Consider the following 23,602-nt stretch of genomic DNA (forward strand, 5'->3'; position numbering starts at 1 on the left):
CGCACTAAAAACATGGAATAAAACTAAGTTTAATAAAATCAATATGTTAAAAGTTGGCACGCTTGATGCTCTATAGGGGTTGGAATAAGTCACTGTAAGCAAAGTACTTACAGTTAATAAAAATTACTGGAGCCCTTATATGTTCTGTATTCAATGTGAACAAACAATTCAAACCCCAACCGTAAAAGGCTGTTCTTTCGCACAAGGTATGTGTGGTAAAACTTCGGAAGTATCCGACCTTCAAGACGTGTTGGTGCATTCTCTTCAAGGTGTTTCTTTTTGGGCCAATTTGGGCCGTGCGTGTGATGTTATTGATACTGAAATCGACGAGTGGGCGCCAAAAGCGTTTTTCGCAACACTAACCAACGTTAACTTCGACCCTGCTCGTATCATCGAATTCGCACAACAGTCCCATGAATTCAAGCAGCGTTTAGAGCAACAGGTTCGCGCGGCAGCGACATTGATTGGTTTTGAGATCCCAGCGCTTTCTGCTGCTGCTCAATTCGACCTTCCAACGGACTCTTCAGAGCTATTGGCGCTTGCCCCTCAAGCGGCGGTAAACCGTGGTCACGACTCTCAACACGAAGATGTGATTGGTCTTCGCCTTCTTTGCCTATACGGTCTAAAAGGTGCAGCAGCTTACATGGATCACGCACGTGTTCTTGGTCAAACTGATAACGCTATTTTCGCTGAATACCATGAAATCATGGCGTTCCTAGGCACAGATCCATCAGACCTAAAACAACTGTTAGATACGTCTATGCAGATCGGCTTAATGAACTACAAGGTCATGGAAATGTTGGATAAAGGCGAGACAGATACCTTCGGTCACCCTCAACCAACAACCGTGAATGTGAAGACGAAGCGAGGTCACTGTATCCTTGTTTCTGGTCACGACCTGCATGATCTAGAAAAGATCCTTCAACAAACGGAAGGCAAGGGCATTAACGTTTACACCAACGGTGAGATGCTACCTGCACACGGCTACCCTGAACTAAACAAGTACCCACACCTTGCGGGTAACTACGGCAGCGCTTGGCAGAACCAGCAAAAAGAATTTGCGAACTTCCCAGGTGCGATCGTAATGACATCTAACTGTCTGCTTAACCCAGATGTGGGCTCGTACGCTGACCGCCTATTTACGCGTAGCATCGTAGGCTGGCCGGGTGTTGCTCACCTTGAAGGTGACGATTTCAGTGCAGTGATCGATTGTGCTCTTGCGCAAGAAGGCTTTAAGCATGACGAGATCGAGCAAATGATCACTGTCGGTTTTGGTCGTAACGCCTTGATGGAAGCAGCGCCTGCGGTTGTTGAACAAGTGAAAGAAGGCAACATCAAACACTTCTTCCTAGTGGGTGGTTGTGACGGCGACAAATCTGAACGTAGCTACTACACAGATTTCACAGCTCAAGCGCCAGAAGATTCAGTAATCCTGACATTGGCATGTGGTAAATTCCGTTTCAACAAAAACCAATTCGGCGACATTAACGGTATTCCACGTCTGCTCGATGTTGGCCAATGTAACGATGCATACTCAGCGATTCAGCTTGCTCTTGCGCTGTCTCAAGAGTTTGATTGTGGCATCAACGAACTACCACTAACACTTGTTCTTTCTTGGTTCGAGCAAAAAGCGATCGTTATCCTGCTTACTCTGTTCGCACTGGGTGTGAAAGGTATCTACACAGGCCCAACAGCGCCTGCATTCCTAACTGAAAACCTACTAAAGATTATTCAAGACGAGTTCGATATGCGTTCTATCTCAACGCCAGAGCAAGATCTTAAAACAATCTTAGCGGCTTAATCTAAGCCCACTCCCAAGCCCCGTTGTTGCTGTTCTCTAGGAACGTGCAGCGGCGGGGCTTTTTAGATTTAATTCTTTAGTATCAGTGAGGTGTGTGAACTATGTATGCATGGTCGGATAGCGATTCAATCAATTTAGTGTGTTTAAAGAAATGGCACGAGACGCCAGATACGGTCAGCTTTGAGCTTGGCAGTGTTCCACAAGATTTACATTTCAATTTTAAGCCCGGTCAGTTCATCACCTTGGGTTTAGATATGCCGACGAAAACGGATTACCGTGCTTATTCCGTGGCTTCTTGCCCCGAAGATAACCGCCTGAAGTTGACGGTCAAGCGTGTGGAAGGTGGCTTGGTTTCGAACTTTATTGTTGATGAGCTTGATGAAGGTGACGAGGTTTCTGTGTTGAAGCCGGCAGGCGCGTTTAACTGTATTGATTGCATGCCAACGGCAACAAAGAAAGTAACGCTAGTGAGTGCGGGCTGTGGCATTACACCCGTAATGGCGATGGTAAAATATTGGCTGTCTCAAGACAGTGACAGTGACATTGAGATTGATTTCGTCCACATGGCACGCAACAAGCTTGAGACTATCTACTTTCAAGAACTTCATCAGCTCGATGAATCACATGCGAATTTCAACTTAAAACTGCTGTTAAAAGACAACGAAGGAACAACCGCCCCTCAAGGTCGTTTAGATAAAAACTGGTTGGTGAAACTGAGCCCAGATATCTTAGATAGAACGGTTTACCTGTGTGGGCCTGTCGGCTTCATGCAAGATATTGAGAGTTATCTGAAAGAGCTTGAGTTCAACATGGATAACTTCTATCAAGAAAGCTTTACTCCTGCTACTCAGGATGCTCAATCAGAAGCGTCAAACGCCGAAATTGCTGACGATACGAATAGTGCTGTTAAGGTATTTGTGCCTGCGTTCGGCGCTGAAGTTGAAGCGGAAACTGGCACACCATTGGCGGATTCATTAGAAAAAGCAGGCGTTCCAATTATTATCGCTTGTCGTAGTGGGATTTGTGGTTCGTGTAAATGCAAAGTGACCAAAGGATCTGTGGAATCAAGCAGCCAAGAAACATTGACGCCAGAGCAGATTGAACAGGGCTACGTGCTTGCATGTTCAAGCTCGATTCAGTCAGATGTTGAGGTTGAGTTATAACAGACGTAAAGCTGTGCAAGAGTGATGAAGACAAGATCTTATTATAGCGATAAAAGTTAGGGCGCTAGATGTAAAAAGGCCACCTAGATCAGTTAGAGAGAGCAGATCTAAGTGGCAACCCTCTTGTTTATACGGGGGAGTAAAACAAAAGGGGTTGCGAAGTCCATACAGACTTCGCAGATATAGTTATTATGTTGTGGAGCTTGTTGCGATGGACGTATCTACAAGAGCGAAGTTAATTAAACTTCTGGGTATGTCTTGTAGCGTACACCCATCATCTGTTCCATACAGTGAACAACTTGGCAGCTGTAGCCAAACTCGTTATCGTACCAAATGTACAGCACGGCACGGTTGTCTTGTGCGATAGTCGCCACACCGTCAACCACACCTGGGTGACGAGAGCCAACCAAGTCGGTAGATACAATCTCAGTCGAGTCTGTGTAATCAATTTGTGCAGACAAAGCAGAAGACAGCGCCATTTCACGCAGGTACTCGTTCAACTCTTCTTTGTTTGTGCCTTTCTCAAGGTTTAGGTTCGCAACTGCCATTGAAACGTTTGGCGTAGGAACGCGAATCGCATTACCTGTTAGCTTACCTTCCATTTCCGGCATCGCTTTTGATACTGCTTTAGCAGCGCCAGTCGATGTCAGTACCATGTTCAATGATGCAGCACGACCACGACGATCACCCGAGTGGAAGTTATCGATTAGGTTTTGATCATTGGTAAATGAGTGCACCGTTTCGATGTGACCAGACAGCACGCCAAACTTGTCGTGAACCGCTTTCAATACTGGCGTGATTGCGTTAGTAGTACAGCTTGCTGCAGAGATGATGGTGTCTTCTGGCTGAATAACATTTTCATTCACACCAAATACCACGTTCTTGATGTCGCCTTTACCAGGTGCAGTCAGTAGCACTTTCTTCGCACCGTTACACGCAACGTGTTGGCTCAGGCCTTCCGCGTCACGCCATACGCCTGTGTTATCAACCACAAGTGCATTTTCAACACCGTAAGCCGTGTAATCCACTTCTTCTGGTTTGTTTGCGTAGATAACTTGGATGAAGTTACCGTTAACGATGATCGCTTTGCGTTCTTGGTCTACAACAATGCTGCCGTTGAATTGGCCGTGTACAGAGTCACGACGAAGCAGGCTTGCACGTTTTTCTAGGTCGCCATCTTTGCCGCCGCGTACAACGATTGCACGTAAACGCAGTGGGTACCCCGGGCCACTTTTCTCGATCAACAGACGAGTTAGCAGTCGGCCAATACGACCAAAACCGTACAATACAACGTCACGAGGTTCTGTCATTGCATCGCCTTCAAGCGATTCGATAAGTGCAGTTTGTAGGAAATCATCCAACCCATGTGTGTCTTCGCGATCTTGCCAGAATGAATGCGCAAGGCGACCAACATCAATACGACATGGAGATAAGTCCATAGAGAGAAGGTGTTGAATAATAGGTTGAGTCTGTTCTGCTGTAAGAGGAGAACCAGTGTAACGTTTTGCGATGCGGTGAGCTTTGATGATGTCGATAGTTGTCGCGTTAACTAAGGTCTTACCAAAGAGGATAACTTCTACGCCTTTTTGACGGTATAACTGACCTAAAGTTGGAGCGATGGATTCAGCAATGGTTTGACTAGTTTGCCAATCTAGGAGGTGCTTTTCGGGACTCATCTTTACTCGGGACCTTTCACGTTAAGTTTCTGCATTCATGGCGGTTGTAGGGAAGCCAATCAGCATAGGGGATTTGAGGCATCAGTCTGTGGTCTTTATTGCCACTTAAATGTGCTGATATACCTTGTGTGTAACTTGTAATTTTTATGTGGCAGGATTGTAAGGTACGACGGGTTATTCTGCTAGGAAAAATAAATGCAGACAAAATATCTGTAAATTGGCTTTATATTAGCCATAAATCAAGATTTGAACGTCGATAAAGACTATTGACTTTAATAATCTGTAGCACTTATTTTTCGTCAAAAAATACTCAATTCAAAGGATAATATGTAATACAGGTCATATTGAACATTAAAGTGTGATCGCTAACTCAAGTTACACGTAAACAGTAAACGATAAATAAGGGAATTAACGAGTATTGATGTTTGACCTTTGAATAAGCCTAGCTTGAGTGTGAAAAGTGCATCACGCAAACGATTGGATGTCACAATTTTAACCTAACTATCCACTTTGTTAGCACGCAGAGTCATTATTCACAGTCTAGTTGAGCCGCAGAATGTGGATGTGTACTTGTTATGCCGGTGATAATAACTGGAGAAAACGTCTTTTGTTTACATTTTGCTCACTAAAACCTCGCTTGCTTACATCTCATTTGTAGAAACCTCCTCGAGTAGACCTCTCTCACGTAACGTTCACTTGTCTAAAATCGGCTTGTCTCAATCTCACTTAGTAAAGCAGACTCCTCCGCTTTAAAGCCCTGTTTTGGATGCCTGTTGATTCTAATTTTTCGTTCTGGGCTCAGAGTATCATTTGTTCATATCCAATTTGATCAATAACCCCCTGTTAATGTCCTATTCTTAATTTGGGCTAGGTAAATTACTTTCGGGAAGGGAGTCGTTATAAAAATGATAAATATGTCAATTAGATGGCGTCTTATTTTTCTTTCCACGGTTTCTGTACTCATTATGTTCGGGTTTACAGTGAATGAAGTGCTTAAGAACGATGAGAAGATGAATCACCTTGAAACAACGCGTATTAAGGTCGAAGCGCTTCAATTTTTTAATACGGTTTCAAGTGATGCTTATCGATGGTTGGTGCTGTCTAATGATTCCCCTGAGAAAGGTCAGTTGCTTTTAACACTGCAATCAGAACTGGATAGACTGACTCAGTATGGAACGCAACTTCAACAGTTCGACAGCAATTGGAGTATTGATCCTCAGTTAGCTGAATTGAAAAAGCTGTTGATGACCCTAGCTAGTACATCTGAAACCAGAGACAGCAGACAATTGACAGAGCGTGCTTTCGATTTGTTAAAAGACGTGCTGATGGAGCTGTCTGAATATCGTATGGCCTTAGTCGATGAAAATATCGGTCAAGCTGAAGCGATGTTTATCAATCTTACGCATTATGTGTTTTGGACTCAGAGAGAAGCGTGGTTAAGCTTCAGTTTGAATCGCTCCCCAGAGTTTAAAAACCAATACTTGCTTAGCTATGTCGCTGCTCTAGAGAGGCAGCAACAGCTATTAGATACATTTTTCCGTTCGGATACGCGTTCTCCAAACATTAGACAGTTGCTAAACGCTGTCGCCAAAGATGAATTCCAAGACAAATTTACATCTCGAATCCTCAAAGGGGACTTTTCATCACCCGAAATATATCAACACTTGAAAAGCTTAGAGGTTAAAAAACGGGCTATTTCAAACGCGATTGGCGCTTACACCAATCAAATACAGTTTGAACTGACCAAGAATATCGCGTTGCAGAAAAGGCAAACCTTGGTCATGACGTTGCTTATACTCATCGCTTCTGGTGTTTTGATGTGGCTTGGGGTTGCGACATCTCTGCGCTTAAACAAAAACCTGTCGATTATTTTGAAAGGTGTGTCGGAATGCGCTGATAGCTACGGCCAGCCAAAGGTGATTCGTATCCAAGGGAACGATGAGCTTGCCGAGTTCACTGAAACCCTAAATCGAGTGATGGAACGCAACTATCTGCACAACAAAGAGTTGATAACAGCAAAAGAAGACGCGATTTCGGCTAACAAAGCCAAAAGCGCATTCTTAGCAAATATGTCACATGAAATACGCACGCCACTTAACGGGATCATTGGCATGGCTGAGATCTTATCTCAAAGCCAACTGAGCCCAAATCAACAAGAAGTACTGGGGGATATCGAATCGTCCTCTCACTCTTTACTGGTGCTGCTGAATGACATACTCGACCTGTCTAAAATCGAGTCGGGTAACTTGATGTTGTCACCACACAATGCTGATTTGCGAGAAGCGGTTTATGACTCTGTGAGTGTGATTCAGTCGAAAGCGATAAGTAAGGATATTGAGCTCGACATCAATATCGATTATCAAACGCCGTCACAACTGTTTTTCGATGAGTACCGCGTGAGACAGGTGCTGACCAATCTGCTTTCTAATGCCATCAAATTTACGTCTAAGGGCACAATTACAACTGACATTGCTTATACACCTATGTCTATGGGCAGGGGCAAGCTTGAATGCAGCGTGTCTGATACCGGGATTGGGATTGAGCCCGAGAAGTTAGAGTCCATATTTGAACCTTTCACTCAAGAAGATGGCAGCATTACCCGTCAATTTGGCGGTACGGGGTTAGGGCTTGCGATTTGTCGACAGCTTGTTGATTTGATGGGTGGTTACATTACCGCGCGTTCAGTGAAAGGAGAGGGCTCTACATTCACTTTTTGTTTGTATGTCGATGTTGTAGAAGCGCCTGTTCAAACTTTCGATAACCTGAGCCGAGCGACCATCATCTCGAACTCTTTCAATTACCTCGATCAGCTCGTTAAAGAGTGTGAGCGTTTGAATGTTCGAGCCAATGTGGTGTCATCCATTGCTGCCCTTAGTGAAAGTGTAAAAGAAAGTGACTTCATACTTTATTGTCATACCTTGCACCACTCTATGGAAAAAGATCTTGCGACGTTGAAGGTGATATATCCTCTTGCTCGCGTCATCGTTTGTCAGCATCACCTATTTAAAACCAACCTAATCAGAGAAACGGTCCACTCGACTCATACCTTGCCATTCTTGGGCCGACGTTTCTTAACCAGCTTACAATCTCTCGATGTGGGCGAAGAGCAAACGCCTCAAGTGGAAGCAAAAGATGAAGAAGTTCGCTCTCTGAATCGACGCATTTTGATCGTTGAAGACAATCTGATGAATCAAAAAATAGCGAGCTTCTTCCTTGAGCAAGCGGGTTATGAATATTTGATTGCCAGTAATGGCCAAGAAGCGGTGGATGTCATCACCCAGGGTGCTCAGTTTGATGCAGTCTTAATGGACTGCATGATGCCTGTTATGGATGGCATAACGGCGACTCGTGCGATACGTCAGTGGGAAGCCGATCAACAAGTCACACCATTACCCATCATAGCTTTAACCGCCAGTGTTCTAGAAGAAGACATCAAAGATTGTTTTGAAGCCGGTATGAACGCCTACTTACCTAAACCCTATAAATCTCACCAGCTGTACGATCTTTTCAGTAGCCTTGATATTGTCTAGGGCTCCCGTATCAAGGCTAGCGCGGCGCTACTTAACGAACTTCCAATCCAAGGTTGTATTGTGCAAGGCAACGACCGACATAGCTGATGTTCAGCAAGGCTGCGACTAAGATGGTGCTGATGTGGGCGACGATTTGAATTGGCAGTGAGAAGTGATCGGCCATTGGATAAGCAACAATAATACTGAGAAGCATAAGCAAGGTTGTGATAGCTAGACTGAAGTTTGAAACAGAAAGCAGAGTTTGAAAGCGTTGAGTCATCGTCTTCATATTGAATTCCTAATTGCTATTAATAATTATGATACTTGTTATTAATATCAATTAGCGTTCCAGTTTTAATTTACATTTAAAATCATAATCTTATGTAATTTCGCTTGTTTTTAGAGTCTAAGTGACACGTGCGAATTGCAGGTCTTTATGACTTGATCGTGTTTCTTTACCATTGTCTAAACCCACAAGTATCGATGTGGAATCGAACACCTGAATATAAACCAAGCCCAACATTATTTTTTTGCCCGAATTCCGAATGAATCTTTTTAAGTTTCACGTGTAGATCTTCGCGAGTAATGTCATTTGCAGGCACTAGGTCTAAGGCACAAAACTCTAAGTGCTTACTTCGCAGTGCACCACCAGCTTGTTGATTGTAGATATCGGTTCGCTCTCCAGATACTGGTATAACAACACCGATTTCAGGCTCAATATATTGTTGTATGTACTTCAGGGTATTGATCATGTTTGGCACATGTTTCTTATTTGGGAGGGTAAACAAGGTTGTATTACTCATTGCCCAATCCGTCCCTTGCAATAGAACGAGATGCAGAGGCATGCTCTGAGTAACGCCATTGTCCTTGAGTTGTTGTCCGATTGCTCTCACTTGGTCTTGAGCGTGATTGAGGAGCATCCAACCTCGAAATGCTGATCGGGTCGGAACCTTGTAGCCATGAACATCGACCACGAGATCGTCATAAGTGATTTCGGTTTCTTCGGTATAAAGTTTCTCAAATTTTTCAGGGTAAGGTTGTGTCGTTGATAACGCCAAGGTTATCAGAATACTTCCGTACATAAAGTCTCTCCATCGCTAGTGTACACTCGTTATTTAGTTTGATACTGCTGTTGAGTTTCATTCATTTTGCTTAGGTACGCTTAAGCCTAGACGGTTAGGTTTAGATGCTTAAGTATAGACGCTGGAGTTTAGGTAAAAAAAACCCACTACTAAGAGTGGGTTACTAACATTGTTACAAGTAAATTGGCGAGGTTAGATTACTTCTTACCTTGGATTTGCTTGTCTTCTTCTGTCAGTTCACGAATGCGACGGCTGATGTCACGGCGAGCTTTAGAAATCTCAGCGCTCTTGATGATGTGGTCATCAACACGGTCTTCGTAGTCAGCTTTCATATTTTTGATAATGCCTAGGATCTCGTCGTGGGTCATCTCTGGCTTGATGTAATCAAGTAGGTTATCAAGAAGGTCGACACGCTTACGGTTGTCACGAACTTTCTTTTCGTTGTCTAAAAGTTCACGCTTAAGTTTGTTCTTACGTCGTGCTTGGTTAACAATTTCAAATACGCTGCTCATAGATTCCTTTTCCTATTCGTCAAATACGTTGTCTGCTTCTGATTAAAGCACATCAATTGATGATGTAACAGTCTTTAGATCAAAGCAAAAGTAAGGTTGTTTAATTATTCGTCACTCTCGCTGATGTGTGATTGTTTTTATCTTACCGTTCAAGTTAGTATCCCATGTAGATACTGCATTGATACGAAATGTGAAATGAATCAACAACAATTGGAAAACGAAGAATTGGACGACAATGTCACTGAATCTTCAGCAGAACAAAACAAGCTTCGTGATGCGTATGTACAAGAGCGTACTTATTTGGAAGTCGTGGAAATAGAGCTAAACCGTTCTAAGATCATAATGATTGATGAACAGGGCAGAAAGAAACGAGTACCAATTTTGTCTGAACACTAGTTACTGCATTGTTAGGTGTTGAGATGGAATTATCAAAATAATAAAAAGGAAAAACGATGAACACAGTACTTTCCCCAATTGAAGCGAGAATTATCGGTTGTTTGATCGAGAAAGAAGTCACTACTCCCGATCATTACCCACTGACACTGAACAGTTTAACCACGGCATGCAATCAAAAGAGTAACCGTGAACCTGTTCTCTCTCTTTCTGAGTCAGATGTTTTAGATGCAGTTGATGGTTTAATCGGACGTCGCATGGTGAGTGATGAGAGCAGCTTCAATAGCCGTGTTAATAAGTATCAGCATCGTTTCTGCAACACTGAGTTCGGCGATCTGCAATTTACAGAGCAAGAGCGTGCAATCATCTGCTGTATGTTACTGCGCGGTGCGCAAACACCCGGTGAACTTCGTACTCGAACGGGTCGCCTTGCAAACTTTAGTGATGTGAAAGAAGTAGAAGCAACATTAGACAAACTCGCTGCAAGAGAAGCAGGTGCCTTGGTTGTGAAGCTGCCACGCGAAGCGGGTAAACGTGAATCACGCTACCAGCATTTGTTGAGCGGTGAAGTGGACGTTGAAGCGTTTGCGATGGCATCAGTAAGCGCGGCTGCCCCCTCTGCAACGAGTGAAAAGTTTGAAGAGCTTGAGTCTGAAGTTGCAAGCCTACGAGCAGAAGTGGCAGAGCTTAAGGCTCTGGTTGAATCACTGCTTTAAATGTCAGATGCTGATAAAAATGCGGATTGGGTCGTGTACTTGATCCGCAATCGTCACAATGCCCTTTATTGTGGCGTGACGAACAATCTAGAACGTCGATTTGAACAACATCAAACCGGTAAAGGCGCCAAAGCTTTAAAAGGTAAAGGCCCACTTAAGCTGGTTTGGAGCTTTGGTGTTGGCTCAAAAAGTGAGGCGTTGAAAACCGAATACGCGATCAAGCAGTTGCCCAAATCCCGCAAAGAAAAACTGGTATCACTCAAACTGATTATTGAGTGGCAAAAAGACAAAATTCAATATATCGAAGTCTCATAATTCATAGCTAAAATGTTTGTTATTGATTAAATCTTAATAGTGTAAGGAGCTATATCGGCTCTAGCTAAGCTTATGAATTTAAATGGTAATTACTCTTACCGTGAATGGGCTGAAATCATAATTTAACTCGATGTTCTTAATCTCCATTCCAAATTAACATATTGCTCATTTAGAATGTCGTTCTAATTAGTGTTAGACGCTATCATTTATCATCGTTGTCCTACATAATATCCATTAGCCATACAAAGAGATGGTGTCATGCTAGGTTAAAAAATGAGCCAAAGTAGCTCATATAAAACGAGAAAAATATGAAACGTTTACTGATGTTGTTTGGACTTGCCGTATTTTCTGCGTCCGCTCTTTCCCATGGTACTCATGTCCTCAATAGGTACTGGGAATACCAAGATTATCTTTCCACTTTTCCAGAACAAAGAGCATTGACCGATAAAATGGTCGAGGCTGTACAAAATCACCCTGTGCCACTGAGAAGAATCCAAGACGAACCAATTACGATTTCCGTGGTGTATCCGGGTCAACAGATCTCGGATTACTGGGTTCGCAATATTCAAGCTTTTGAGAAGCGTCTCGATAGGCTGAAGATCCGCTATCAAATAAATCAAGTGTTTACCCGTATTAATGCCGATCTCGCGCAGCAGAGTATTTCGTTGCAAGAAGCGATTGAAAACAAGACGGATTATTTGATTTTCACGCTAGATACCACGCGCCACCGCAAGTTTATCGAGTACGTGTTGACCTCTACAGACACCAAACTGATTCTTCAAAATATCACGACGCCAGTGCGAGCTTGGGCAGATAGACAGCCATTTATGTATGTGGGTTTTGACCATGCGACAGGCAGCTTAAAACTGGCGGACTATTTTAAACAAGTAAGTCCGCCAGACAGTAAGTATTCTGTTTTGTATTACTCACAAGGCTATATCAGTGATGCGCGTGGAGATACTTTTATCCATGAAGTGAATACGGTTACCAACTTTACCCTTAAGTCTTCGTTTTACACAAAATCAAACAAAGACAGTGGCTACCAAGCGGCTAAAATCAGCATAGAGAACGATAAGGATCTAGACTTTATCTATGCATGTTCAACGGATGTCGCTCTCGGTGCAATGGAAGCGATTCGTGAATCGGGCCAAGACATCTTAGTGAATGGTTGGGGAGGCGGCTCTGCTGAACTTGAAGCCATTGCAAGGGGCGACCTAGATGTTACTGTCATGCGTATGAACGACGATACAGGTATTGCAATGGCAGAGGCGATCAAGTGGGATCTAGCTGGTTTGGAAGTGCCTACCGTTTACTCTGGTGAATTTGAAATTGTCACCAAGGAAGATTCCCCAGAACGTATTTCAGAACTTAAACAGCGAGCATTTAGGTACTCAGGTCACTAATGAAGAAAAGTTACGCCAGTACACCTAGAAACACTTTAGCTAGACTCATTACGCGTATCGTTATTTTGGTGATAGGCGTGATGGCACTTGGCGTGCTTATTCATAATTATGAAACCAGCAGTAATATCGTACAGCAAGAGACGAATCGAACGGTACAGCAAACCTCAAGCCTGATCCAAAACATGTTTGATTATCGTTTGTCGGTGCTGCAAATCCATCAAGACAGTAGCTCACACAGTGAAACTCTCAGAGAGTACATTGATACGGGTAATGACGAGACTCTGAGCTACTTTTTCTTTGGTGTTGACCAACGTGAACCGGATCATGCACCAGATTTACGCTTTGTCTCAACCCACGATGGTTTGGCTTGGGAAGACGGCAACAGTCAATTTTATGGTTTGGATGAGTCCAACTTAAAGCATATTTCTGATGAGGTTTCGTTCAGCAGTAATTGGCATTTTATTAAACTGAGGACAGATATAGGTAAGCGTCACTTGTTGGCTCGCCGTACCCCTATTGTTGATAACGCTACTGGGGAAGTCCTTGGTCAACTCTATATCGCCATTGTGCTTGACAACAACTTCTCTTTGGCTGAGTCAATCCAACAGGGCAGTAATAGCGAAAATATCGTGATTGAAGCGCACGGTACACCGGTGACATCGACATTCAGTGGTGATGAAAGCTACACCATTACTGACATCCTCAATTACCAAATGTACGAACAGTTGCCGCGTCATTTCGTTACCATCGCAACCATTAAGATTAATGCTGTTGAAACTCCTTTAATCATTCGAGCTGTTCAAAAAAATAATAATTTCGTTGCGTTAGAAGAGAATTATCAGCGTGCGATCATCGTGGTGATTGTGGTGATCATATTGATGTCTTTTTTTGCTCGAACTTGGATTCAAAAGAGAGTCTCAGCCGAGCTTGATAAGCTAATGGACTTTACTCGTTCGGCAAGTGCTAGCGAAGAGTACAACAAGTTCGATGGCTCTAACATTTTCGAATTTCATCATATTGGTTGTACTCTTGAAGACACCTTTGAGCGCTTATCTGAACAGAATCAAAAATTCCAAGATCTCTTTAACTTTGCTCATTCGCCTATTTTAGTTTGGTCTGAAAAAGGCGATTTGATTCAGATGAACCCCGCCGCTCGCATGGCGTTGTTCGATGCTGATGACAATTATGGTCCAATTGCCCAAGAGTTTGAGCAGCGAATGCTGCCTAATATTCAAATGGTGGTTCAGGGTTCTAAACTGACGGGTATTAACGTACCCATTGGTGAAAAGGTGTTTCGTTGGAACATGTCTGCTATTCGCGTGGAACACGGCATCACAGGAGTGGTGGTACAAGGGCAAGATATTACTAAGCTTATCGAGGCGGAAAGACAGGCTGATCGAGCAAGAGAAGAAGCTGAGCATCTTGCGAATGTGCGAGCAGACTTCTTAGCTAAGATGAGTCATGAGATTCGCACGCCGCTCAACGGTATTCTCGGTGTGTCTCAGCTGCTCAAGCGCTCTATGCACAATGAAGATAATCGCGAGCAGGTGGATGTACTGTGTAATAGTGCGGAACATTTACTGGCGGTACTTAACGATATCTTGGACTTCTCAAAGATTGAGCAAGGGCAGTTTAATATTCAAAAGAAAGACTTCCGTTTAGGGGAGTTAGTTAATACCTTAGACAGCATCTATCGACCGCTGTGTGAAGATAAATCCGTCGAATTTACCATTGTGAATCACTTGGTTGATGACATTGAAATCAATACTGACCAAGTACGCCTCAATCAGATCATGTTTAATCTGTTGAGTAATGCTTTTAAATTCACTCATCAAGGCGGTATCTCCGTCAGCTTTGAGATCGAGAGTATCTTTAACTCCGATCACGCCAGCTTGATCGTTCGAGTGAAAGATTCTGGCATTGGTATTGATGAAAGCAAAATTGATGCTGTTTTTGAACCCTTTGTTCAAGCCGAAGAGACCACCACTCGTGAATATGGTGGCACTGGTTTAGGACTTACAATTGTAAAAAATCTGGTCGATATGCTGGAAGGGGACATTCAAGTCCGCAGCGTGATAGGTCAAGGCTCAGAGTTCACGATAGAAATTCCTGTAGTCGTACACGCCAAGCCGCTATTAGTCGATGCTAAGCAACAAGCTGAGGTTGAGCCAGAGGCGTTGTTTAGTCGACCTTTGAATGTGTTGCTGGTGGAAGACAATCACACCAACGCCTTTATTGCTCAGGCTTTCTGTAAGAAATATGGCATGGTCGTCACCTGGGCAAAAGATGGCTTAGAAGCGATTGAGATGGCTAAGACGATTACCTATGACTTGATCTTGATGGATAACCAACTCCCTAATCTCGGTGGTGTTGAAACCACTCAGCAGCTAAGAGGTGAGATTGGTGTGTCAGCCCCTATTTATGCGTGTACCGCTGATGCTCAAGAGTCAACTAGAGACAGCTTTATGGCCGCAGGGGCGAATTACGTGATTGTAAAGCCGATTAAAGAAGAGTCGCTCCACCAAGCGTTTGTTCATTTCAAAAACTCATACTGGAATGACACAGAGCACTAGGCTTTAACTTAGTGCTCTTTAATGGAGTCTGTTGAAGAGAAGTAACTAATTTTCTGCCTTTATATCGAGCCAGCGACAAAGGCTTGTTCCAATAGCAGCGTTTTCAACTCATCACTCATATCTAGGTGTTCAGGGAATTGGATACCTAGCAACCGGCCTTGTCTTTGCCTTTTCTTACTTACCACCTTGTAGACAAGATCGTCATCTAAGTACTCATTTAAGTCAGAATTGACTTTTATCTTCCAGCCGACATCAATATCTGATTGCTGGGTAAGATAGATACCGCACCCTGACGCTGAAAAGTCGACTAGTGTGGCATCCAGCGACAAGGTATCAAAAGTGACTTCACAGCTGAGACGTACTTTATACCTTTCGTGTTCACGAATAGGCTTGGTTGCAAAGTTTGAGGGTGGGCGAAGGAAGATTAGATGTGCTGGAGAGGTGATATGAGCCAGTACATTGGTTTTGAACGCGACAATGTGCCCAAGTTCGGTGTCGGTAATCGCACGAACAATAATATCAACGTTTGTGAGCTTTCTCAGCGTCAGTGCTTCTGTCGCTTTTTGCGTAAGCTCTAGGATGAGGTACTGATCTTCTTTGTGTCCGATATAAAGTGTACTGATCTGGATTGAGTCGTCTGGGCCAAATTCCAATACACCTGCTGTTTTTGTACCTGGCTTTAGGTATCTGAACAGTTCTAAGTTTTTATCTTTATGCATATTCGTTACTGAACAATGTTAATCGTTTGATAAAATAATATAACGCCCTGATAAAACTATGTCATTAGTTTCATTGAAGTAATTAGCAGCGTACAACAAAAAAGTGAATCGCTATCTCAAGTAAACAACGGCTTACTCTTGTCGTAAAACAAGATACACTGCTGACAGATATATACTTGATGGAGAAATAGTAAATGGAACTGGAAACCTTATTGAATACTCTGGCTGAAACCCCAGAGGCCGTGCAATTTGAAGATACAATGCAAGTGATCGAAGCTCACTATGATTTTTCTGAGCGCGAATTTCGCAATGGTGAGGTAGTGAACGCTGCAGGGCAGAATAATGGTTCGTGTAAGATTTTTGCTTTTGGTTTAGAGCAAGGCCTATCAGCAGAGCAAACACTTTCTTGTTTTGGTCAATTTTATCGTAACGACGTGCTAGGTTTTCCTGAGAACAGCGACCATCAAAATATTCGTAACTTTATGGTTCATGGCTGGAATGGTATCCAGTTTTCTCAGCCTGCGCTGGTTGCAAAAGTGAAGTAGACACTAACCAGGTAACGATTAGGTCGAAATTTAATCTCAGTATTTTGAAGCGAGAAAACAACCTCTCGCTTTTTTTGTCTATGTTGAACTGGCTAGTAACTTGCTATCCAGTAACTTACTAAATGGGCTCTAAACTACTGAACGGGCAGGGCAGACAAGCACTTACGACACATACAAACTCCAGCCTTTGGAATATCGCTAGTATCTCGTTTTTCTAACTCAAAACACCAACACGTCTCTTTGCCCGCACTGATATCGCATTGAGCTGGCTCATTACACTGTGGACATTGGTGAGTCGAACTCGCGCCACTAAGATTATCCATAACCGACGTTTGCTCTTCTTCAGATAAGCCTTTCCAACCTATAATTTCATCCATTGTTCGAAAGCAGCCACTACAAATTCCGCCATTATTTTTACAAGCCGCTCGGCAAGGTGTTTTCATTTCTCTAACCTGTGATTCATTTGGGCTGAAATGTAGCATATTTGTTTCTTCTTGAAGAGCCGTTAAGCTAAGAAATTACTCAGTTAAATTTAGAAATGACCTCGTAATTTTTAGGCTTTTCATGTAGCATCTCGCCCCTTTTGTTGAGTGGGGGGATATTATGTTTATTGGATTTGATTATGGAACAGCGAACTGTTCTGTCGCGGCGATGGTTAATGGAGAGCCAAGCCTGTTACCGCTAGAAGGTAACAACCACTATATTCCCTCAACCGTGTTTGCGCCTACTCGTGAGAGTGTTTCTGAACATCTATTCCGCCACTTGAATATCAAGCCGAGTGATGCGATCGGTGAGCAAGTACTACGACGTGCGATTGCGCTGAACAGAGAAGAGAGTATCGACTTAGTGCCAGAAGACATGGCATTTGGTCAGGCTGCGTTGGACTTATATTTAGAAGACCCTCGCGATGTTTATTATGTTAAGTCCCCTAAATCTTTCCTTGGCGCGAGTGGACTGCATGATGTGCAGGTGAGCTTTTTCGAAGATTTAGTGTGCGCCATGATGGCAAATATCAAGAATCAAGCCGAACTCACGACTCAAGAGCAGATCAAGCAAGCTGTTATCGGCCGACCAATTAACTTCCACGGTCGAGGTGGTGAAGAGGCGAACAGACAAGCTGAAGACATACTGTCTCGCGCAGCTAAGCGTGCCGGTTTCCTTGATATCGCTTTTCAATTTGAGCCCGTAGCCGCAGGCCTTGATTACGAAAGCACATTAACTGAAAACCAAACAGTATTGGTTGTTGATATTGGCGGTGGTACCACCGATTGCTCATTATTAGAAATGGGACCAACGTGGTCTGGTAAAGCGGATCGTACCCAGAGCTTGTTGGCACACAGTGGGCAAAGGGTAGGGGGGAATGACCTCGATATCTATCTTGCATTCAAACAACTGATGTCACCTTTTGGTATGGGCAGCAAAGGCATTTCGGGTATTGATATGCCACTGACTCAATTCTGGAACCCAATTGCGATTAATAATGTTGAAGCTCAAAAGAACTTCTATTCAAGAGAAAACCTAGCGGCATTAAAATTACTTCGTAAAGAAGCGTCAGAGCCTCAAAAGCTAGAACGTTTGATGAAGGTTTATCACGACACTTTGGGTTACGGTATTGTGCGTAGAGCGGAAGAGGCCAAGATTGCGCTGGCAGAATCCCCTCAATATCGTGCTGCGATTAATGTTGCCTCTGAACTGGTCGAGGTAGATATCTCAGTCGAACAGATGGTTGAAGCGATTGAAACACCAAAGTCTAAGATGATTGAGTTGGTTAAAGAAGCGATTCAACAAGGCCAGAAAAAGCCAGACGTAATCTACATGACGGGTGGTTCCGCTCGTTCACCGATACTTCGTGAAGCCGTACAACAAGCTGTGCCGAATGTACCGATTGTGAGTGGTAATTACTTCGGTTCAGTAACTGCAGGTTTAGCTCGTTGGGCTGAGGTTTGCTTCAAATAAGAGTTCAATGATGAGTTATGAAGGGCAACCAGTCGCTGATTGGTTGCCCTTTTTTTGTTTTTCTCTAATGAACTTTCTATTGAACGATTTTTCCTAGCTCATATTGGGATTTGTTTCACAAAGCTAAATATTTCAGCTGAGCTCTACGTGTTACAAAATGTTTCAAAGGCAAAGGCGAGCCTCTCGATGGTCTGATGAGTTGCCTTGGGTTTAGATTTTTAATGCTTTTTTAGTGATTATAAAATCAAAAATAATCAAAGTATTTATCTCAAAGAATGAAAGGAGATCCCAGTAATTGTCGTGTTAATCAGCTGTTTTAAAAGGTATTTTTGTTTTTTATAGTGCGATTTTTTTTATTTTATATATTTTAATGCAACTTTTTTGTCATTCGTATATTAGTGTTTGCCTACTTGTTAAATGCAGGTAACAACTTCTCCGTAAGCACGAGGTTGTTAGTGAATAACTCACCCAGTTACATAATGGATATGACAATGAATAAGAAACTTTTAGCGCTAGCAATTTCTGGTGCAGTATTTGGTACACAGGCAGTTGCTGTAGAACTTTACAACGAAGACGGCACAGCGTTTTCTGTAGGCGGCCACGTTTCAGTAAACGTGAACGGTTCTGAAAAAGACGATGCATCAGTAGGTACAAACTCTCCACGTATCAACTTTAACGCTACTCAAGATCTGGGTAACGGCTTTACTGCTGACGCTAAAGGCGAATGGGCACTTAACTACCTAGATGGTGGTGATGACACATTTACAACACGTCTTGGTTACGTTGGTTTGACTCATGAAGAGCTTGGTCGTGTAGTTGCTGGTACACAGTGGTCTCCATACTACGATGTAGCTGCAGCAACAGATATGCCCATTGCTTTTGCGAATGACTTCCTATACGACAACCACGGTGCACTTGGTACTGGTCGTGCAGACAAAATGGTAAGCTACCGCAATGCTTTTGATTTTGGTGAAGCTGGTGAATTTAGTTTTGGTCTAGGTTGGCAGGGTGATAACGATGTTACTACTGAAACAGAAACGGTTGGTAACAACGGTTTAGTTATTACAACGCGTTCAACTGCATCTTACGGTGATCGTGTTCAAGCAACGCTTGGTTACTCTATTGCAGGTGTTAAACTAGGCTATGCATTTAACACTGGCGACTTCACTGAAGGCGGTGTCTCTAAGACTGCTGAATCTCACCTAGTATCTGCAGCATACGGTTCATACGGTTCTGGTTTATACCTAGCTGGTATCTACGGCTTTAATGAGAATATGAACGCTGGTCTTGTAAGTGGTACAACTCTTGAAGAGAGCAATGCTTACGAACTACTAGCAGCTTACGCACTTGCGAACAGCTTGAACCTAAGTGTGAACTACGAAGTTGTTGAAGGCGAAGTTCTTAAAGGTGGAACAACTACTACAGCTCGTGAAGAGTTAGCTCTACAAGCTGAATACAACTTCACTAGCAACTTTGTTGGCTACACTGGTTACCAATTCGATCTAAACGACGAAACTGGTTACAAGTCTGACGACAAGTGGACTCTTGGTGCTCGTTACTACCTATAAGTCGCAGACTTATTTAGCATAGTGTTTACTTCTTAAGTTTACCTTTTAGGATACTGTCCTAGACACCATGCTAAGCCCTCTCAAGCCTTTTGGTTTGAGAGGGCTTCTTTCGTTTTAATGCTCTTCAAATTTAACTGCCTACTTTAGTTTCATTTTCTCTAATTGATGTAAGCCGATGACTCTATTTCTGGAGGGTAGGTCGAGATATACACCGATATTTACCTAAAAGTATTCAAATCAATGAATTGAGCTCAAGATCAGAATTTAGAGATCGGTAATCATCTTGTCGAAGACTCTCATTTTATGATGCGCTAAACTCTGCTCTCTAAAAATAGTTCAGGGATAAACTATGAGCAGCGTTGTAGATCAGAAACAATTGATGAATTCGAAACGAACAGCAACCCCAACAAAAGTACTGTGTGTTGGGCGTAACTATGTCGATCACATTGAAGAACTTAACAATGCGATCCCTGACTCTATGGTGGTTTTCAATAAGCCAAGCACCAGCGTGACTTCCTCTCTTTCTTCGTTTCATCAAGAAGCACTGCACTATGAAGCTGAAATCTGCTTTATCGTTGAAAATGGCCAATACTCAGCCGTGGGCTTAGGGTTAGACCTCACCAAGCGTGAGTTGCAAAGTAGCTTAAAAGCGAAAGGCTTACCTTGGGAGCGTGCCAAAGCCTTTGATGGTTCCGCTGTCTTTAGTCGCTTTGCTCCCGTTGATAATTTTGATCTCTCTGACTTAAACCTAGAATTATTTATTAACTGTGTCCGCGTTCAAAAGGGTCACGTTGAGCAGATGCTGTATTCTCCACAAACTATCCTAGAAGAGCTCTCTTCTTACACGACTTTGCTTGATGGCGATGTTGTAATGACAGGTACCCCAAAAGGTGTTGGTGAAGTGCATCGAGGTGATATTTTCCTTGGTCGCCTAAAGTGTGGCGATACGACATTGATTGAGATCGAGTGGGTAGCAAGTTAAGTAGTCTTTTCTATTTGGTTAATAAATTTGCTTTATTGTTCGTTGATGGTATTTAATTCGAATATTTTACCATCCTACAACCAATTGCATCTGGAAGGGTGTTGGTAATTGATATAAAATCCGCCTCCGTTTTTATCAATACTGAAACCCATGATCGATTTAACCATCCTACCTGTTTACGTGACTGCCGTTGTTGCACTTCTCCTTTTACCTGGCCCTGATATGTTACTCATCGCGAGCTCAAGTATGAGCTATGGCCGCAAGGTTGGTGTGTTTGCAAGTTTGGGTAACGCGACTTCTGGAATTATCCTGACAGTATTAGCAGCAATGGGTGTTTCAGCATTGATTGCGATGAGTCCAGTGGCTTTAAAAGCCCTTCATTTGTTAGGCGGTACCTACTTATTAAAAATGGGGTGGGATTGTCTTCGAACAGAGCAGGGCAATGCGCCTGAGTTAAGCGACAACTTTGCTGCAAAAGCCTACTATCAACGAGCATTGATTAGTAACCTGCTTAACCCTAAAGCGTTGGTTTTCTTTGTGATGTTCTTACCACAGTTTGTGTCGACGAATATTGAAGCGACTTCCGGTCAGCAGATGCTTGTTCTGGGTTTATTACTGAATGTTCTCGGCTTAACGTTTAACTTTTTGCTGGTGGCGTTAGTGGGTACGATTGGTAAATCTCTCGTAGAAAACGCGAAGTTTCGTACCTATCAACAGAAAGTCATGGGCGGAGTTTTCATCGTGTTAGCTATCTGGATGTTGTCTTCTTTCTTTACTTCGTAGACGAATCAAATCAGACATCTTCTCGTGGTTAGCCGCTGAGACAAAAATGGACGCTACGAGCGTCCATTTTTTATATTTAACCGTTACATGTTGAACGCGCTAAATCGCTATGAATTCAACTCTTGTTGGTGTTGTTCAATCAGTTTCTCCATGTACTTCTCACCGCGCAGGCGAGTGTCTTCGTAGGTTTCTGTCCCTTCAAATTTTGTCACCGTCTCATAGTAGATCTTAACTTTTGGCTCAGTACCGGAAGGTCTTACGATAATGCGTGAACCATCTTCGAGATGATAGATGAGTACGTCACTTGCAGGCAGGTTAATGGCTTCAGTATTGCCTCCAATGACGAAGCGTAAAGAAGACTGCAAATCTTCAATTACAGAGATAGCGACACCGTTGATTGCTTTAGGCTGTGCCGAGCGGAGCTTAGAACCAATCGATGGTGAATCTGGGTCTAGTGCAATACTTCGCTGAGCGTTGGTATGAACCCCATGTTCAAATGAAATTTGAGCGAGAAGATCCCAAACTGTTCGACCTTGAGATTTTAACTCCTCAACCAATTGAGCAAACACGACAATAGCAGACAGCCCATCTTTGTCTCGTACTTGAGTACCAATTGTGTAGCCTAATGCTTCTTCATAGGCGAACAAGAAGTCGTTCTGATCATTTTCCAATTGCATGCCAATATTCGCTAACCATTTAAAACCTGTCAGCGTTTGGAAATAAGTCGCCCCGTGGGATTGAGCTACTTTTTCAAGCAATGTTGAAGATACGATACTGTTACCAACTAATTGGTTTTTGGTATGTGGCTTTGAGAGTAGATAATGAGCGAATAGCACGCCGACTTGGTCACCTGTTAGCATTTTGTATGAGCCATCATCTGTTCTCACTGCAACCGCAAATCGGTCTGCATCTGGATCGTTGGCACAAGCAATGTCGGCATCGACACTTTTTGCTAAGTTAACCACCAGATCCATCGCGCCTTTTTCTTCCGGATTCGGGAAGTTGACGGTCGGGAAGTTACCATCGGGCTCTCTTTGCTCGGCGACGCTGAACACCTTATGGAAACCAGAATCGTGAAGTAGATCCTCGGCCATTTGTGCGCCGACACCATGCATTGCGGTATAGGTGATGGTGGTGTTCGCCGATTCGATCTCGTCACTCACGTATGGGCTCTGATTGATCGCAGCGCGGTACGTTTGATAATAGCCTTCAGTTAACCACACCAACTTACCTTGCGTCTCAGCGTCACTTAGGCTCATTAAAGGGAGCGGCTTGGTCGATGCGATATCGATTTCAGCGGCAATACCCGCATCGTGAGGAGGAATGATTTGAGCGCCATTCTCCCAGTACACTTTGAAACCATTGTATTCCGGTGGGTTGTGGCTGGCCGTCACCACAACGGCAGCTGCGGCGTTGAAGTGCTCAATACCAAAGGCAACGATAGGGGTCGCCGCGACGTTCGAGGTTAGATAAACCTTAATGCCTAAAGCCGTGAGTACGGAAGCGGTATCAATCGCGAACTGCTTTGAATCTAAACGGCCGTCATAACCGACGACCACACCGCGAATGGTCGCATTAGCGACATGTTCGATTAAGTAGTGGCCGAGCCCGGTTGCTGTTTCCTGTATGACTAAACGGTTCATTCGATTTGGGCCGCATCCAACTTTGCCTCTAAGTCCTGCCGTTCCGAACTCTAATCGTTGAGTAAAGCGGTCTTCAAGTTCGTCGTGCATTCCCTCATCGATGAGGTGTTGAAGTTCTTCACGAGTTCTTGGATCTGGGTCTCTCGCTAACCAATTCATTACATCTTGCATAATCACTAAACCTATTAATGTCTGTATGACTTACCGTTGATTTAATTTAAGTGATATTAATTCTCATTTCCATGAAAGCAATCGTAAAACTC

At 43.3% G+C, this 23,602-nt stretch carries 20 protein-coding genes; 13 read left to right on the forward strand and 7 right to left on the reverse strand.

The genetic code is table 11. The features are described from left to right. The first annotated feature begins 139 nt into the window (after positions 1 to 139). Positions 140 to 1,801 carry a hydroxylamine reductase gene (hcp, locus tag LMH68_RS18585; RefSeq protein ID WP_102332007.1) on the forward strand — a complete coding sequence of 554 codons (1,662 nt, stop codon included), beginning with the start codon at positions 140 to 142 and terminating at the stop codon, positions 1,799 to 1,801. Between the two features lie 101 nt (positions 1,802 to 1,902). Beyond that, a complete protein-coding gene (locus tag LMH68_RS18590) occupies positions 1,903 to 2,964 on the forward strand; it encodes a hybrid-cluster NAD(P)-dependent oxidoreductase (RefSeq protein WP_102332008.1) in 1,062 nt (353 codons plus the stop codon). A 239-nt stretch (positions 2,965 to 3,203) separates the two neighbouring features. Here the strand turns inward: LMH68_RS18590 and LMH68_RS18595 are convergent, their stop codons facing one another. Beyond that, entirely contained in the window at positions 3,204 to 4,640 is a 1,437-nt protein-coding gene (locus LMH68_RS18595; RefSeq protein WP_017068649.1) for a glyceraldehyde-3-phosphate dehydrogenase, read from the reverse strand. Between the two features lie 965 nt (positions 4,641 to 5,605). On the opposite strand from LMH68_RS18595, the gene LMH68_RS18600 reads away from it, so the two are divergent. Then, the gene (locus LMH68_RS18600; RefSeq protein ID WP_229648196.1) at positions 5,606 to 8,170 is read left to right on the forward strand and encodes an ATP-binding protein; all 2,565 of its coding nucleotides are present in this window, start codon (positions 5,606 to 5,608) and stop codon (positions 8,168 to 8,170) included. A 31-nt stretch (positions 8,171 to 8,201) separates the two neighbouring features. Here the strand turns inward: LMH68_RS18600 and LMH68_RS18605 are convergent, their stop codons facing one another. The 3 genes from LMH68_RS18605 to LMH68_RS18615 form a co-directional block, all read right to left on the reverse strand. Further along, positions 8,202 to 8,438, reverse strand: a complete 237-nt coding sequence (locus LMH68_RS18605) for a hypothetical protein (protein WP_017061772.1) — start codon at positions 8,436 to 8,438, stop codon at positions 8,202 to 8,204. A 166-nt stretch (positions 8,439 to 8,604) separates the two neighbouring features. After that, the gene (locus LMH68_RS18610) at positions 8,605 to 9,231 is read right to left on the reverse strand and encodes a D-Ala-D-Ala carboxypeptidase family metallohydrolase (protein ID WP_017066096.1); all 627 of its coding nucleotides are present in this window, start codon (positions 9,229 to 9,231) and stop codon (positions 8,605 to 8,607) included. A gap of 197 nt (positions 9,232 to 9,428) precedes the next feature. Further along, positions 9,429 to 9,743 (reverse strand): DUF496 family protein, encoded by a 315-nt coding sequence (locus tag LMH68_RS18615; protein ID WP_004742367.1) that lies wholly within the window; start codon positions 9,741 to 9,743, stop codon positions 9,429 to 9,431. Positions 9,744 to 9,938: 195 nt separating this feature from the next. Here LMH68_RS18615 and LMH68_RS18620 point away from each other — a divergent pair, with 195 nt between their 5' ends. The 5 genes from LMH68_RS18620 (at position 9,939) to luxQ (ending at position 15,143) form a co-directional block, all read left to right on the forward strand. Further along, positions 9,939 to 10,139, forward strand: coding sequence for a hypothetical protein (locus LMH68_RS18620; RefSeq protein WP_017068647.1), 201 nt, complete (start codon positions 9,939 to 9,941; stop codon positions 10,137 to 10,139). Positions 10,140 to 10,195: 56 nt separating this feature from the next. Further along, a complete protein-coding gene (locus LMH68_RS18625; RefSeq protein WP_017061769.1) occupies positions 10,196 to 10,852 on the forward strand; it encodes a YceH family protein in 657 nt (218 codons plus the stop codon). After that, positions 10,853 to 11,167, forward strand: coding sequence for a GIY-YIG nuclease family protein (locus LMH68_RS18630; RefSeq protein WP_017061768.1), 315 nt, complete (start codon positions 10,853 to 10,855; stop codon positions 11,165 to 11,167). A gap of 308 nt (positions 11,168 to 11,475) precedes the next feature. Beyond that, positions 11,476 to 12,570, forward strand: a complete 1,095-nt coding sequence (locus tag LMH68_RS18635; protein ID WP_229648191.1) for an autoinducer 2-binding periplasmic protein LuxP — start codon at positions 11,476 to 11,478, stop codon at positions 12,568 to 12,570. Beyond that, on the forward strand, positions 12,570 to 15,143 hold the full coding sequence (luxQ, locus tag LMH68_RS18640; protein WP_229648190.1) for a quorum-sensing autoinducer 2 sensor kinase/phosphatase LuxQ: 2,574 nt from the start codon (positions 12,570 to 12,572) through the stop codon (positions 15,141 to 15,143). The genes LMH68_RS18635 and luxQ overlap by 1 nt, the downstream gene beginning before the upstream one ends. Positions 15,144 to 15,202: 59 nt before the next feature. On the opposite strand, the gene LMH68_RS18645 is transcribed toward luxQ, so the two are convergent. After that, positions 15,203 to 15,862 carry a PilZ domain-containing protein gene (locus tag LMH68_RS18645; RefSeq protein WP_102332012.1) on the reverse strand — a complete coding sequence of 220 codons (660 nt, stop codon included), beginning with the start codon at positions 15,860 to 15,862 and terminating at the stop codon, positions 15,203 to 15,205. Positions 15,863 to 16,056: 194 nt separating this feature from the next. Here LMH68_RS18645 and LMH68_RS18650 point away from each other — a divergent pair, with 194 nt between their 5' ends. Then, positions 16,057 to 16,407, forward strand: coding sequence for a HopJ type III effector protein (locus tag LMH68_RS18650; protein WP_229648189.1), 351 nt, complete (start codon positions 16,057 to 16,059; stop codon positions 16,405 to 16,407). A gap of 134 nt (positions 16,408 to 16,541) precedes the next feature. Here LMH68_RS18650 and LMH68_RS18655 read toward each other — a convergent pair whose 3' ends face one another. After that, the gene (locus tag LMH68_RS18655; RefSeq protein ID WP_229648188.1) at positions 16,542 to 16,850 is read right to left on the reverse strand and encodes a DUF1289 domain-containing protein; all 309 of its coding nucleotides are present in this window, start codon (positions 16,848 to 16,850) and stop codon (positions 16,542 to 16,544) included. Positions 16,851 to 17,010: 160 nt separating this feature from the next. On the opposite strand from LMH68_RS18655, the gene yegD reads away from it, so the two are divergent. The 4 genes from yegD to LMH68_RS18675 all read left to right on the forward strand — a co-directional run bounded on the left by yegD (position 17,011) and on the right by LMH68_RS18675 (position 21,696). Beyond that, positions 17,011 to 18,363, forward strand: coding sequence for a molecular chaperone (gene yegD, locus LMH68_RS18660; RefSeq protein ID WP_017064846.1), 1,353 nt, complete (start codon positions 17,011 to 17,013; stop codon positions 18,361 to 18,363). A gap of 491 nt (positions 18,364 to 18,854) precedes the next feature. Beyond that, positions 18,855 to 19,931 carry a porin gene (locus LMH68_RS18665; RefSeq protein WP_102332013.1) on the forward strand — a complete coding sequence of 359 codons (1,077 nt, stop codon included), beginning with the start codon at positions 18,855 to 18,857 and terminating at the stop codon, positions 19,929 to 19,931. 349 nt (positions 19,932 to 20,280) lie between these two features. Beyond that, the gene (locus LMH68_RS18670) at positions 20,281 to 20,913 is read left to right on the forward strand and encodes a fumarylacetoacetate hydrolase family protein (protein WP_229648187.1); all 633 of its coding nucleotides are present in this window, start codon (positions 20,281 to 20,283) and stop codon (positions 20,911 to 20,913) included. A 150-nt stretch (positions 20,914 to 21,063) separates the two neighbouring features. Continuing rightward, positions 21,064 to 21,696, forward strand: a complete 633-nt coding sequence (locus LMH68_RS18675; protein ID WP_229648186.1) for a LysE family translocator — start codon at positions 21,064 to 21,066, stop codon at positions 21,694 to 21,696. 107 nt (positions 21,697 to 21,803) lie between these two features. Here the strand turns inward: LMH68_RS18675 and LMH68_RS18680 are convergent, their stop codons facing one another. Next, complete coding sequence (locus LMH68_RS18680) at positions 21,804 to 23,510, reverse strand: phospho-sugar mutase (protein ID WP_229648185.1); 1,707 nt, start codon at positions 23,508 to 23,510, stop codon at positions 21,804 to 21,806. Positions 23,511 to 23,602: the final 92 nt, after the last annotated feature.

The organism is Vibrio sp. F13 (assembly GCF_020806305.2).
Classification (GTDB): domain Bacteria; phylum Pseudomonadota; class Gammaproteobacteria; order Enterobacterales; family Vibrionaceae; genus Vibrio; species Vibrio crassostreae_C.

Coding starts and splice junctions, on each gene's coding strand:
- LMH68_RS18590 (WP_102332008.1), top strand. CDS start 1,903: ATGTATGCATGGTCGGATAGCGATTCAATCAATTTAGTGTGTTTAAAG.
- LMH68_RS18605 (WP_017061772.1), bottom strand. CDS start 8,438: ATGAAGACGATGACTCAACGCTTTCAAACTCTGCTTTCTGTTTCAAAC.
- LMH68_RS18670 (WP_229648187.1), top strand. CDS start 20,281: ATGAGCAGCGTTGTAGATCAGAAACAATTGATGAATTCGAAACGAACA.
- LMH68_RS18600 (WP_229648196.1), top strand. CDS start 5,606: ATGTTCGGGTTTACAGTGAATGAAGTGCTTAAGAACGATGAGAAGATG.
- LMH68_RS18655 (WP_229648188.1), bottom strand. CDS start 16,850: ATGAAAACACCTTGCCGAGCGGCTTGTAAAAATAATGGCGGAATTTGT.
- LMH68_RS18630 (WP_017061768.1), top strand. CDS start 10,853: ATGTCAGATGCTGATAAAAATGCGGATTGGGTCGTGTACTTGATCCGC.
- hcp (WP_102332007.1), top strand. CDS start 140: ATGTTCTGTATTCAATGTGAACAAACAATTCAAACCCCAACCGTAAAA.
- LMH68_RS18675 (WP_229648186.1), top strand. CDS start 21,064: ATGATCGATTTAACCATCCTACCTGTTTACGTGACTGCCGTTGTTGCA.
- LMH68_RS18665 (WP_102332013.1), top strand. CDS start 18,855: ATGAATAAGAAACTTTTAGCGCTAGCAATTTCTGGTGCAGTATTTGGT.
- LMH68_RS18635 (WP_229648191.1), top strand. CDS start 11,476: ATGAAACGTTTACTGATGTTGTTTGGACTTGCCGTATTTTCTGCGTCC.
- LMH68_RS18650 (WP_229648189.1), top strand. CDS start 16,057: ATGGAACTGGAAACCTTATTGAATACTCTGGCTGAAACCCCAGAGGCC.
- yegD (WP_017064846.1), top strand. CDS start 17,011: ATGTTTATTGGATTTGATTATGGAACAGCGAACTGTTCTGTCGCGGCG.
- LMH68_RS18645 (WP_102332012.1), bottom strand. CDS start 15,862: ATGCATAAAGATAAAAACTTAGAACTGTTCAGATACCTAAAGCCAGGT.
- LMH68_RS18680 (WP_229648185.1), bottom strand. CDS start 23,510: ATGCAAGATGTAATGAATTGGTTAGCGAGAGACCCAGATCCAAGAACT.
- LMH68_RS18610 (WP_017066096.1), bottom strand. CDS start 9,231: ATGTACGGAAGTATTCTGATAACCTTGGCGTTATCAACGACACAACCT.
- LMH68_RS18615 (WP_004742367.1), bottom strand. CDS start 9,743: ATGAGCAGCGTATTTGAAATTGTTAACCAAGCACGACGTAAGAACAAA.
- LMH68_RS18620 (WP_017068647.1), top strand. CDS start 9,939: ATGAATCAACAACAATTGGAAAACGAAGAATTGGACGACAATGTCACT.
- LMH68_RS18595 (WP_017068649.1), bottom strand. CDS start 4,640: ATGAGTCCCGAAAAGCACCTCCTAGATTGGCAAACTAGTCAAACCATT.
- luxQ (WP_229648190.1), top strand. CDS start 12,570: ATGAAGAAAAGTTACGCCAGTACACCTAGAAACACTTTAGCTAGACTC.
- LMH68_RS18625 (WP_017061769.1), top strand. CDS start 10,196: ATGAACACAGTACTTTCCCCAATTGAAGCGAGAATTATCGGTTGTTTG.